This is a genomic window from Crocosphaera chwakensis CCY0110, from assembly GCF_000169335.1.
In the GTDB taxonomy this organism is placed as follows: Bacteria; Cyanobacteriota; Cyanobacteriia; order Cyanobacteriales; family Microcystaceae; genus Crocosphaera; species Crocosphaera chwakensis.
This window is the reverse complement of the sequence record NZ_AAXW01000032.1, coordinates 1-12,625: the sequence shown is the minus strand read 5'-3', so window position 1 is coordinate 12,625 and position 12,625 is coordinate 1. Positions and strand designations below refer to the sequence as shown.

Below are 12,625 nucleotides of genomic sequence, written 5' to 3'. Positions count from 1 at the left end.
ATATGGCACAAGAAAACTCGATATCGATCAATTCCCATTTAGTTTCTGTCGAAACATTAATTGCTGAACACGCTAAAAAACTTGATCAGGCCAAAAAACATTTACAACAACTGACCATTCACTTAGATCAATTAACCCATACTAATATTGAGCTATCAGAAGATATCCATAACTGTCAAAAGTTGGACGAAGAACTGAGGATGAATGAGCAAGCCTTACGGCTTAGTCAAAAACGACTTCACAGTATTCTTGGCTCGATTGATGATGTGGTGTGGTCAATTGTTCCCCAAACTAACCAAATTCTTTATCTTAATCATGCAACCGAGACAGTTTATGGTCGTCCCATTACAGACTTTCTAGATAACTTAAATTTATGGACAGAAATTATCTATCCAGACGATCAACAACGAGTTAAAGAGTCGCAACAACTCCTTTATAAAACAGGAATACAAGATATTGAATATCGTATCCTTTGGCCAAATCAAACAATCCATTGGATTAGAGTTCGTAGCCGTTTGATTAAAGATAACCAAGAAAACCCGATTCGTATTGATGGACTCACTACAGAAATCACTGAACATAAACAAATTAAAGAACAACTGCGTCACGATGCCCTACACGATAATTTAACGGGACTACCCAATCGAACCCTCTTAATGGATCGACTTGAACAAGGGTTGAAACGGTGTCAACGAGACGATAATAGACGCTTTGCTGTTCTTTTCCTAGATTTAGATCGATTTAAGCTAATCAATGATAGTTTAGGACATTTGACAGGAGATCAGCTTTTAATTGTCCTCAGTCATCGGTTTAGTCAATGTTTGCGGGCCGAAGATACCTTATCCCGATTAGGAGGCGATGAATTCGTCATTTTGTTGGAGAATTTAAGCAATATTGATGAGGCAATAGCCATTGCTGATCGCATTCATAATATCCTCAAAGAACCTATTTTGTTGCAAAGCGAGGAAATTTTTATCAGTGTTAGTATTGGGATCGTTTTCGGAGGGGAAAAACCCGTTTATAATAACCCTGATCAAGTGGCTGAACTACTGCGGGATGCAGATACGGCCATGTATCGAGCCAAAGCTAAAGGACCCGGAACGTCAGAAGTATTTCAACCCTCAATGCATACTCATGTTGTTAAACGTTTACAAGTGGCCAATGAGTTACAAAAGGCCATTGAACGTGAAGAATTTATTGTTTATTATCAACCCATTATTTCCTTAGAAAGCGATCGCATTGATGGGTTTGAAGCCCTCGTTCGTTGGCAACATCAAGAAAAAGGTTTAATTGCACCGACTGATTTTATTCCCATTGCTGAAGAAACAGAAGCGATCTTAAAAATTGATAAGTGGGTATTGCGCCATGCTTGCACTCAATTAGGTCTTTGGCAACAACAATTCCCCAACATTCAACCTTTGACCATGAGTGTTAATCTCTCTAGTAAACATTTAACTAAACCAGATTTTATTGAAGTCTTAGATAAAATTCTAGCAGAAACAGGGTTAAGAGAAAAATCATTAAAATTAGAAATTACCGAAAGTTTCGTTATGGAACAAAGTCCAACAGTTCTTGATATTCTTGATGAGATTAAACAGAGGAAGATCGAACTTTGTTTAGATGATTTTGGTACTGGATATTCTTCTTTGAGTTATTTAGATTGTTTTTCTTTTAATATTTTAAAAATTGACCGTTCTTTTATCAAAAGATTAGTGGGAGAAAACGATAAATGTGAAATGATTAAAGCGATTGTTAATTTAGCTGTCACTTTAAATATGAAAGTGGTAGCCGAAGGGGTAGAAACTAATGTACAACGGGATAAATTAAAAGCTTTAAAGTGTAGTTACGGTCAAGGTTATGGCTTGTTTCCGCCTTTAGATAGCCAAACCATTAGTCGTCTTTTAGAAAAGCAAAATACAATAATCGATCAATAATGTCAAAAAACTAGGACGAATTAGTAATCTTCTTCTTAATTCAACCAACATTACATGATATGTCGACACCTTGACAAGCTGATACTAGATAAAGTTATATGTAGATTTGTAAACATTTAAGTATATATACACACAAAGCTTGGTATGCACCTTAGTAAAATTTTGACCCGACCAGTTTCCTGTAACCTAAGGAAAAGTAGTCTCACTATTGGTTCAGGAATCGCTTTAATGGTTTGTTTAGTACCAGAAGCTAATGCTCAAATTTCTGCAGATATTTTGTGGTTGGTAGATACTTCTGGTAGTATGGCAGGTGATATTGCTGAGGTACAAACCAGAATTGGGCAATTCAACGATGTAATGATGATGAACGGCATTGATGCTTACTACGGTTTAGTTGAATTTGGTAGCGGTGAAACTTTAACACAAGATATTGTTCCTTTTTCTACCTTCAATGCTTCTGGTAGTCCTTTTATGACTATTTCTACTGGTGGTGGTTTTGAGCAAGGAAGTGAAGCGATTAATGTCGGATTAGCTAATGCTAATTTTCGCTCCAATTCGGTTAGAAATGTTATCTTAGTTACGGATGAAGATGACGATAGTGATCTGACAGAATTTAATAATGCTATTGCATCTTTAACTGCTAGTAACGCTCTATTCAATTTCATTGGTGTTCCTGGAGTCGGTAATACTGACTCCCGTTACGGTGTTTTAGCTAATGATTTTAGCGGAGCAGCTTTTAATATTTTGGATTTCCGTAATAATCCAGGTCCTTTCTTTGATAACTTTATTAACACCAAGGTTCAAGAAATTATTGAGAATGCTCCTGAAAATCCTCCTGAACAAACACCATCAGTTCCAGAACCTAACTCATTAACTATGCTTGGTGTTTTAAGCTTGTTTGGAGCAAAGAAGATGACTCAAAAGGTATTGACAAAAAATAACAAAGCTAAATAAGGAATGTTTAAAACATGATTTAATAATGACTCAAAAACAGGTGCTTTAAATTGATAGTTGTTCCCTACGTAAATATCTTATGCTTGGTTAAAGCAATCTAGAGTAGGCAATGCCTACTCTAATAGTTTGTATAATTTTAAGTCGTTATTAACATCAAGCTAGAAAATGGCTAAAAAGAATAGACATTATCTTTTATTTAATAAACCTTACAATGTTTTATGTCAATTTACCGATAATAGCAATCTAGAAAACCCTCGACCCACTCTTAAAGATTATATTAAAGTCCCCGATGTTTATTCTGTGGGGAGACTGGATAAGGATAGTGAAGGGTTACTTTTTTTAACCAATAATGCCCAATTAAAACATCGTTTATCCCATCGTCAATTTGCTCATCCTCGTACCTATTTAGTGCAAGTTGAACGCATCCCCGATCAAGTGGCGTTAAATCAATTACGTCAGGGTGTTAGGATTAAAGATTACAAAACACGACCAGCGAAGGTTAAACTGCTAGATAGTCCCCCATCAGTTCCTCCTCGTGATCCTCCGATCCGTTATCGCAAAACCGTTCCTACTGCTTGGCTAGAGATGACTTTAACCGAAGGGCGCAACCGACAAGTTAGACGAATGACGGCTGCTGTGGGTTATCCTACCCTAAGATTGATTAGAATCGCCATAGGGGTACAAAGAAAAGGGAAAATTATAAATTTAACCTTAGAAGGGTTGAAACCAGGCCAATGGCGCGAATTAACCCCCTCTGAGCTAATAATTTTTAAGGATTGGACTCATATTTAATTAATGCCTTAGAGAAGTGTTAGCTATGAAACATTTTTATAACAATATAATTCAAAACCCATAGAATGGGGAAAAATACCCTATACGGTAAAGAAAATACCGTTTATGATGTAAGCATCTATTCAGCATAAACACTTAAATGAAAAGTTGAGCTTATCCTAACCAATGCCCAAGGATACTTGTCATGTTTTATTAATAGAAGATAAATTAGAGAATATTGAGTTATTACAAGATTTATTATCTCAAAGCAAACCTAGTTCTCTAGCCAAAGGTTTAACTTTTCCTATTACTTCCACTAGAACTTTAAGTGATAGTTTAAAATCCTTAGAAGCTCACAAGTTTGATGTAATTTTACTTGACTTAGATTTACCAGATAGTAAAGGATTAGACACCTTAATTAAGCTAAGAGAAAAAGTAGCTAATATTCCTATTATTGTGGAAATGGATGGACAACGGGAGGGAACGGTTGTGGAGTCTTTCCAATTAGGTGCTGATGGTTATTTAGAAATAAAAAGCATTGATAGTAATCTCTTAATTCATGAAATTCGCTTGAGTATTGAACGACAAAAATACCGTGCTAAAATTAATAAACGCCAAGAAGAAATACGCCAAGCACAAGAGTTTGCCGATTTAGATGATCTTATTAAATCGAGTCGTGAAACCAGTGTCACAGCTAGACTGTTCGGAGCTTATCCTCTCAAAGAAAGCTTACCAGATATCTTTGAAGAATTAACAGAAGCCTATGGTAAATTATTAGATTTATCTTTAGAACAACGAATGTTTAAAGTAAACTATAATATTTCTGAACAACTACGAACCTTAGGAGATAAATTAGGGTTTTTAAAAGCAAGTCCTAGAGATGCCATTGAAATTCACACCAAAGTTTTAAAAGAAAAAAGTCAAGATGTTTCTGTGGCTAAAGCGCAAGCTTATGTTGCTGAAGGAAGACTCATGATTTTAGAATTAATGGGCTATTTAGCTTCATTTTATCGTAAATATTATATCGGACTGAGTAATATTAACTTATCGGCCAGAAAAGATTATCCGTAAATTGTATGAATAAATATCGACTGAAGCTATATATTACAGGGAATACAGCAAACTCTCGAAGAGCGATCGCCAATCTGTTTCGTATCTGTCACGAGGAATTACAAGACCAATATACCGTAGAAATTATCGATGTCCTTGAACAACCTCAACAAGCTGAACAAGAAAAAATTTTAGTTACTCCTACCCTCATCAAACAGTTACCTCCACCCTTACAACGTATTATCGGAGATATGTCTAACACTCAAAAAGTTCTCTTAGGGTTAGATTTAGTTTCCCAAGATAAAAATTAACCCAGATTTCTTGGCAAGATGGAAAGAAACAGGCAAAATAAACAATGAACAATTAACCCTCATATTCCCTAAAAAAAATACGGATGACTCAAGAGAACGAACTAGACTATATTGAGAAATTAGAAACCGCCATTCCAGGGTTTGATTTTTTGTCTGAAGGTGGACTTCCCAAAGGACGAGCCACATTAGTCGCTGGAACTGCCGGAAGTTCCAAAACGGTTTTTGCTTGTCAGTTTTTAGCCGAAGGAATTAAACGAGGGGAAAATGGTGTTTTTGTTACCTTTGAAGAACCTCCCAAAGCCTTACGACGGAATATGCGAGGGTTTGGCTGGAATATTGCTCAATGGGAACTGGAACGAAAATGGGCGTTTGTCGATGCGTCTCCCCAACCTGGAGAACCCATAATGGTCACAGGAGACTACGATCTCGGTGCATTGATTGCCCGTATCGAATTCGCTATCCGTAAGTATAACGCCCAACGGGTGTCGATGGACTCTTTAGGGGCAATTTTTAGTCATTTAAGCGATAGCGCGCAAGTGAGAAGCGATCTGTTTCGGTTAGCTTCGGCCTTACGAGAATTGGGGGTAACTGCCATTATGACGGCCGAAAGAACCCAAGAATATGGGGATATTAGTCGGTTTGGGGTAGAAGAATTTGTAGCCGATAATGTCGTCATTTTACGCAACGTCTTAGCGGATGAAAAGCGTCGTCGTACCATTGAAATTTTGAAATATCGCGGAACCGATCACCAAAAAGGAGAATATCCTTTTACCATAGTTCCAGGTCGTGGAGTGGTGATTATTCCTTTATCTGCTATTGTATTAGAACAAAAATCTTCTAACATTCGCATTACCTCTGGCAGTCACGAACTAGATAGAATGTGTGGGGGCGGATTTTTCCGAGATTCCATTATCTTAGTGTCTGGGGCAACCGGAACAGGAAAAACCTTAATGGTGACGGAATTTATGGCTGGTGGGGTGGTTAATGACGAACGGTGTTTAATTTTTGCCTTTGAAGAAAGCAGGGAACAACTATTTCGCAATGCCACGGGTTGGGGTGTAGATTTTGAAGAAATGGAAAAGCAAGGTAAGTTGAAAGTGGTGTGTCGTTATCCAGAAACCACAGGATTAGAAAATCACTTGATCAATATGAAGGAAACTATCGAAACCTTTAAACCGAATCGGGTGGCGGTAGATAGTTTATCAGCCTTAGAACGGGTTTCTACCCTAAAAGGATTTCGAGAATTTATTATTGGTTTAACCTCTTTCATTAAACAGCAAGAAATCGGCGGTTTATTTACCTCGACGACACCAACTTTATTGGGCGGATCATCCATTACAGAAGCACATATTTCTACCATTACCGATTCTATTATTCTATTGCGTTACGTCGAAATGTATGGGGAAATGCGTCGGGGTATCACTGTCTTAAAAATGCGCGGTTCAATGCACGATAAAGATATTCGAGAATTTGCGATCGATAACAAAGGAATGCACATCGGTAAACCCTTTCGCAATGTCACTGGTATTTTATCCGGTTCACCCATGTACACAGCGCAAAGTGAAGTAGATAGATTAAGTAATTTATTTGAAGAGTAAGTAAGTAGGCTATAAAAAGGGTTTAAACCTACACCCTACACCCCAAACTAGATATAACTTCTGACTTCTGTGCGATAGCGCCGGAACGGAGTGAGGAACTTCTAACTTCCTGAATTTTCCCTGTTTCCTTTCTCAAAAGGCGTTATCCTAAATAGTAAAGATGACGGTTAAGTGTAAGTGACCACCCTATGTCAAAAATAGAAACTAGAACCGAACCCATGGTCTTGAACATGGGGCCTCATCATCCCTCAATGCACGGGGTATTGCGTTTGATCGTCACGTTAGACGGAGAAGACGTAGTCGACTGTGAACCTGTGATCGGGTATCTTCATCGAGGGATGGAGAAAATTGCGGAAAATCGCACCAATATCATGTACGTTCCCTATGTGAGTCGTTGGGATTATGCGGCCGGAATGTTCAATGAAGCGATTACTGTTAACGCCCCTGAACAACTAGCGGATATTGAAGTTCCCAAACGGGCCCAATATATTCGGGTGATTATGTTGGAACTCAACCGTATTGCTAACCATTTACTGTGGTTAGGCCCCTTTTTAGCTGACGTTGGCGCACAAACTCCCTTTTTCTACATCTTCCGTGAACGGGAAATGATCTATGATCTCTGGGAAGCTGCCTCCGGAATGCGTTTAATTAATAATAACTACTTCCGTGTTGGTGGGGTAGCGGTAGATTTACCATACGGTTGGATCGATAAATGTGAAGACTTCTGTGATGCGTTTGACCCCAAAGTAGATGAATATGAGAAGTTAATCACCAATAACCCCATTTTTCGCCGTCGTGTTGAAGGGGTAGGAACCATTACCCGCGAAGAAGCCATTAACTGGGGACTCTCTGGCCCAATGTTACGGGGTTCTGGGGTTAAATGGGACTTACGGAAAGTAGACCATTATGAATGTTATGATGACTTCGATTGGGAAGTACAATGGGAAACTGCAGGAGATTGTTTTGCCCGTTATCTCGTTCGTATTCGGGAAATGCGCGAATCGGTTAAAATTATTCGTCAGGCGTTAAAAGGCATTCCAGGGGGTCCGTTTGAAAACCTCGAAGCCAAACGCATGATGGAAGGGAAAAAGTCTGAATGGAATGATTTTGAATATCAATATATTGCCAAAAAAGTCGCTCCTACTTTTAAAATTCCGGAAGGAGAACATTATGTTCGCATGGAAAGTGGAAAAGGCGAATTAGGGATCTTTATTGTGGGTAATAATGATGTCTTCCCCTGGCGTTGGAAAATTCGCGCTCCAGACTTTAATAATTTACAAATTCTGCCCCATCTCCTTAAAGGGGTTAAGGTTGCTGATATTATGGCAATTTTGGGTAGCATTGATATTATTATGGGTTCTGTTGACCGTTAAGGGTTTTCTATCCATAATTATTGATTGTTTGAGAGGGTTTTTTACCCTCTTTTTTTGACCATATAATAAAAGAAATACTATGAATAGTTTAAACCATGAATGAACCAGTGACAGTTAAATACTCTTTAGAAGATATCCTCAAAAAGATCGATGGTAAACTCGATAGAATTGAAGAAACTTCTACTCAACGATTTGAAAAGTTAGAATCTAAGTTAGAGGGTAACCAAAGAGACTTTGATCAGAAATTAGATACTCTTCAAACAGATGTTAATCAGAAATTAGATGGTTTCCAGAGAGATGTTAATCAAAAATTAGATACTCTGCAAAAAGATGTTACTGATCTAAAAGTAGGACAAGCAAAATTAGAAGAAAAAGTGGAAGGTTTAACCAAATGATTAGATTATCAAGAGTTTATTAATCGAGGTGTACTTATCGGTTTGCTTGTTGCTTTATTAGGATTGCTTGTTGCTTTATTAGGATTGCTTGTTGCTTTATTAGGATTGCTTGTTGCTTTATTAGGATTGCTTGTTGCTTTATTAGGAGGTTTAGCTAAAATGCTCAGGTTGATTGGCAATCCATAAATGCTATCATTAATAGTATTAATCGATAGAAGTTTAAACCATGAATGAACCAGTAACAGTTAAATACTCTTTAGAAGATATCCTCACAAAGATCGATGATAAACTCGATAGAATGGAAGAAGCTTCTACTCAACGATTTGAAAAGTTGGAATCCAAGTTAGAGAGTAACCAAAGAGATGTTAATCAAAAATTAGATACTCTCCAAAAAGATGTGACTGATCTAAAAGTAGGACAAGCAAAACTAGAAGAAAAAGTGGAAGGTTTAACCAAACGATTAGATTACCAAGAGTTTATTAACCGTGGGGTTATCATTGGTTTAATTGTTGCTTTATTAGGAGGTTTAGCCAAAATGTTTGGGTTCATTGGTAATCCTTAACTTTCTAATTCTAGACATCCGTTATTATATTTTTTTCTACAATTAATGCTTCTAAAATTCCTAATTGAACCATATTAAGATTAAGAATATAATCAATTGTATTAAACGCATCATATAGTGGTTTTTTAGCTGTTAACCAACCTTTTACATTTGTATCTCGAATAATTACAATTAACTTTTTCCCAATTAATAAAATAATCTCATTTAAAAATGGATGATTGGAGATTATTGATAAAATAATCAAATACTTGATCAGAGTTATAACAACTAATAATATCAGAGAAAATAGAACTATATTTCACAATTTTAATAATTAGTAACTAAGATTTCTCTTATTTTACCCCGATTATTACTTCTCGAATTAATCATCCTTGATGCTAAAATACGACTAATATTAAAGTCTTGATATAATTCATCAAAAAAAAGATCATCAATATAATTAGTCGGATCTGAATTACTCAACATTTGTAATACACCCTGATTAGATGCTTTCACAAAGATATCCCTTAATCTTTTTTGTTCATCATCATTAAATTCTAAGGAACTATAAGCATTAAAATTGGCAGTTTCACTAATGGGACGATAGGGAGGATCATAATAAATAAAGGTAAATTCATCAGCATAATTAAGAACTTCTGCAAAATCGGTGTGTTTAATTTCAGCAATTTCAAAGGCTTTGTTAACAGCAAGTAAATTACTTTTATTTAGTATTTTTGGCTTTTTATAACGACCCACTGGCACATTAAAATATCCCTTACTATTAACTCTATATAACCCATTAAAACAAGTCTTATTTAAAAACACTGTGTAAGATGCTCTTTTTATCCACTCTTTTTTATAATCATTAGGATTTGTTTTTTTGTCAAACCTATTATAATCTTCTCTCACGTGATAATAAAATTTTTTTCTTTTTTCAGTGTCTAAGTCAAGATATTGCGTTTCTAAAATTGATAATTCTTTAATAAGATTTTCTACATTATTTTGAATTACCTTATAAAGAATAATTAACTCTGGATTTTTATCAAAAAGATAAGCCTTTTCAACTTTAAAATTATAATAAATATCAAAAAATACTGCACCTCCTCCAAAAAAAGGTTCTATATAGGTGGTGATTTTACCTTGTTGAAGTTTTTGAGGATATTGTTTTTTGATTTCTGGCAATAATTGAGTTTTTCCTCCGGCCCATTTTAGCACCGGAGAAGGTTTAATTAACTTTTGATGATCTGGATTTAACAAAAGAGATAATTGTTTAGTTTGCTGATAGTTGATTTTATTAACCATTAATAAATCAATAACGAAAATTTCTCTAAATTTATACTATGATACTAAAATAGTCAATAAATAAAAACTTACAATTAATAACTGACTGGTAATCCCTTGATATTAAATAAAAAAATTTGCTAATATATAGGTCAGATTTAATCTAGGTCTATTTCTAATTTTTACTTTTTATCTATGTCATCTCCAGAAACCTCCTTACCCCCTAACTTAGCTCGTATTGTTGAAAAGTTTAAGAGACGTTCCGATCCCAAAAAACGCTATGAACAATTACTCTGGTATGCTAAAAAATTAGAAGCTATGCCAGAAGAGAGTAAAGTAGAAGAAAATAAGGTGAAAGGATGTGTTTCTCAGGTTTATATCACCGCAGACTTTCAAGATGGTAAAATCTGGTATAAAGGAGACTCAGATGCTCAATTAGTTAAAGGATTAGTAGCCTTATTAATTGAAGGATTAAATGGGTTAACGCCTAATGAAATCATAGAAGTTACCCCAGATTTTATTGAAGAAACTGGACTTAACGTTAGCTTAACCCCATCCCGTGCCAATGGCTTTTATAATATATTTCAGATGATGAAAAAGAAAGCTTTAGCTTTTCAATTGGGAACATCAACTTGATTCATTATGACTCACAAGTTTTTTTTAATCTTTGCCACATCTTCCAAACATCCCTTGCTACAGATTGATACTTTTCTTTTGAAAATTAATTCCCATTGGATCATGACGAAATAATATTTCTGATAAAGTCTTAAAAAGAATTCTGTATTTTTCTTTTATCTGTTTTCTTTTGTTTATCGAGTCCATCAATTTGCTTTTTTATTAACTCTAATCAGAAATATTATTGTCTAGAAAAAAGGTTATTCTGATTCACCTTCACTATCACTAAATTCATGATTGTGTTCATCAGAAATAGCGCGAGTACAAATCCAATTACTAGGAAGAGAAGAAGGCCAACCCATGCGAATAGCCTCAGGACAAATAGTCATTACTGTTAATTGACAATCTATCAATTGATAACCCTCTTTATCACACTGTTTTAAACTATGTTTTAAGATAGAATCATTTTTAAATTCGGTGGTTTTATTACACTGAATACAAACCATGTGATGATGATGGTTAGGATGAGGATGATTTAATTCATAATGTTTGTGTCCCTCTGCTAATTCTAACTCTCGTAAAATTCCCATACGAGACATCAATTTAACACTACGATAAATCGTAGATAAACTAATCGTTTCTCCTCGTTCCTCTAGTAGTTCAAACAACTCCTCAGCACTTAAATGGTTTCCTCTTGGGAGGTTCTGGAAGACGTGCAGTATTTTTTCCCTTTGTGGAGTTAAACGCCAACCTCTGGCATTCAATTCAGCTTTTAGGGAATTGGCTGTATAGGAAGACATAACAAATTGCTCTATACTAATTCTATTAATTAAATATGATAGTCTTTCTTAAGAGCTATTTGCAACAATTCTTGCTTATTGACAATAATTAGCAACTGATTTCCCCACAGTTCATTAGTCACAAGGACGAGTGCTACTCAATTGCAGCACAATTTTATCAATAGAAGAGATCATAGAAGAACCAGACACACTGGGATTATTCACTAAGATACTAAAAACTACCATACCAAAATTAGGGTGTTTCATGTAACCAGATAAAGCTCTTACGCCTCGTAATGTGCCAGTTTTTGCAGATACCGTTCCTTGTGCAGGTGTTCCCTTCATACGGTTGCGAAGAGTCCCTGTTACTCCGGCAACTGGTAGAGAACTGTAAAATATATCTCTGTTCGGAGTATAATACATCGATCGCAGGGTTGTCACCAAAGAGCGAGGAGTGGCCACATTGCGACGGGATAACCCCGAACCATCCACTTGACGAAAAGCATTAGGAGGCACTCCTAACTTACCTAAAGCACTTTGAGCAGCTTGTTGTCCCCCAATATGACGTAAGAGGGTATCAGCATAATAGTTGTTACTTCTAACATTAGTCACATTAACCCAAGATTGTAGGGATTTTGAGCCAATTTTAGATTGAGGGGTTTTTAATTGCAGCGCAGCGGCTGTGGTAAAGATTTTATTATTAGACGCAGGGATAAAATGTCTATCTGCATTGTGGCTGTATAAAACCGTCCCATCGTCTAATTTTTCCACTAAAATTCCCCAGTGTTTTTGATAAGGACTGATGATGTTATCAATAACGGGTTTAATTAAAGCGGAGCAACTTCCAGACGTATTATTTTCTGGGGGTGGAACAAAAATTTCAATGGCTTCGCTTGAAACGGGAGCCGGCTCAGGATTATTTAAAAGGGGTTTTAAGTTATTACCGAAACTAGGATTAATTCCGGTTAAGGATGTCGTAGCAACAATGGCTAAAGTTGGGAGCCAAGAACGGGTTAAGCGCAT

At 36.1% G+C, this 12,625-nt stretch carries 15 protein-coding genes; 11 read left to right on the top strand and 4 right to left on the bottom strand.

Annotated elements, in window-relative coordinates; translation table 11 throughout:
• The first annotated feature begins 2 nt into the window (after positions 1-2).
• The 10 genes from CY0110_RS17675 (at position 3) to CY0110_RS17635 (ending at position 8,948) form a co-directional block, all read left to right on the top strand.
• Entirely contained in the window at positions 3-1,934 is a 1,932-nt protein-coding gene (locus tag CY0110_RS17675; protein WP_008276878.1) for a putative bifunctional diguanylate cyclase/phosphodiesterase, read from the top strand.
• A gap of 162 nt (positions 1,935-2,096) precedes the next feature.
• Positions 2,097-2,888: a vWA domain-containing protein gene (locus CY0110_RS17670; RefSeq protein WP_232285749.1), complete on the top strand. Its 792-nt coding sequence runs from the start codon at positions 2,097-2,099 to the stop codon at positions 2,886-2,888.
• A gap of 165 nt (positions 2,889-3,053) precedes the next feature.
• On the top strand, positions 3,054-3,680 hold the full coding sequence (locus tag CY0110_RS17665) for a pseudouridine synthase (protein ID WP_008276876.1): 627 nt from the start codon (positions 3,054-3,056) through the stop codon (positions 3,678-3,680).
• Positions 3,681-3,845: 165 nt separating this feature from the next.
• Complete coding sequence (locus tag CY0110_RS17660) at positions 3,846-4,730, top strand: response regulator (RefSeq protein ID WP_008276875.1); 885 nt, start codon at positions 3,846-3,848, stop codon at positions 4,728-4,730.
• 5 nt (positions 4,731-4,735) lie between these two features.
• The gene (locus CY0110_RS17655) at positions 4,736-5,020 is read left to right on the top strand and encodes a circadian clock KaiB family protein (RefSeq protein ID WP_008276874.1); all 285 of its coding nucleotides are present in this window, start codon (positions 4,736-4,738) and stop codon (positions 5,018-5,020) included.
• An 83-nt stretch (positions 5,021-5,103) separates the two neighbouring features.
• Positions 5,104-6,618 (top strand): circadian clock protein KaiC, encoded by a 1,515-nt coding sequence (gene kaiC / locus CY0110_RS17650; RefSeq protein ID WP_008276873.1) that lies wholly within the window; start codon positions 5,104-5,106, stop codon positions 6,616-6,618.
• Between the two features lie 188 nt (positions 6,619-6,806).
• The gene (locus CY0110_RS17645; protein WP_008276872.1) at positions 6,807-7,991 is read left to right on the top strand and encodes an NAD(P)H-quinone oxidoreductase subunit H; all 1,185 of its coding nucleotides are present in this window, start codon (positions 6,807-6,809) and stop codon (positions 7,989-7,991) included.
• 95 nt (positions 7,992-8,086) lie between these two features.
• Positions 8,087-8,386, top strand: coding sequence for a hypothetical protein (locus CY0110_RS30460; protein ID WP_008276871.1), 300 nt, complete (start codon positions 8,087-8,089; stop codon positions 8,384-8,386).
• 42 nt (positions 8,387-8,428) lie between these two features.
• On the top strand, positions 8,429-8,572 hold the full coding sequence (locus tag CY0110_RS30455) for a hypothetical protein (protein WP_008276870.1): 144 nt from the start codon (positions 8,429-8,431) through the stop codon (positions 8,570-8,572).
• 40 nt (positions 8,573-8,612) lie between these two features.
• Positions 8,613-8,948: a DUF4164 family protein gene (locus CY0110_RS17635; RefSeq protein WP_008276869.1), complete on the top strand. Its 336-nt coding sequence runs from the start codon at positions 8,613-8,615 to the stop codon at positions 8,946-8,948.
• Between the two features lie 10 nt (positions 8,949-8,958).
• Here the strand turns inward: CY0110_RS17635 and CY0110_RS17630 are convergent, their stop codons facing one another.
• Together CY0110_RS17630 and CY0110_RS17625 are read right to left on the bottom strand one after the other, a co-directional pair.
• Positions 8,959-9,192, bottom strand: a complete 234-nt coding sequence (locus CY0110_RS17630) for a DpnII family type II restriction endonuclease (protein WP_008276868.1) — start codon at positions 9,190-9,192, stop codon at positions 8,959-8,961.
• Positions 9,193-9,254: 62 nt separating this feature from the next.
• Entirely contained in the window at positions 9,255-10,229 is a 975-nt protein-coding gene (locus CY0110_RS17625; protein WP_008276867.1) for a DNA adenine methylase, read from the bottom strand.
• Between the two features lie 174 nt (positions 10,230-10,403).
• Here CY0110_RS17625 and CY0110_RS17620 point away from each other — a divergent pair, with 174 nt between their 5' ends.
• The gene (locus tag CY0110_RS17620) at positions 10,404-10,844 is read left to right on the top strand and encodes a SufE family protein (protein ID WP_008276866.1); all 441 of its coding nucleotides are present in this window, start codon (positions 10,404-10,406) and stop codon (positions 10,842-10,844) included.
• A gap of 239 nt (positions 10,845-11,083) precedes the next feature.
• Here the strand turns inward: CY0110_RS17620 and CY0110_RS17615 are convergent, their stop codons facing one another.
• Positions 11,084-11,623, bottom strand: coding sequence for a transcriptional repressor (locus CY0110_RS17615; protein WP_008276865.1), 540 nt, complete (start codon positions 11,621-11,623; stop codon positions 11,084-11,086).
• 114 nt (positions 11,624-11,737) lie between these two features.
• Positions 11,738-12,625: D-alanyl-D-alanine carboxypeptidase (locus tag CY0110_RS17610; protein WP_008276864.1), on the bottom strand; the 888-nt coding region annotated here is incomplete at its 5' end.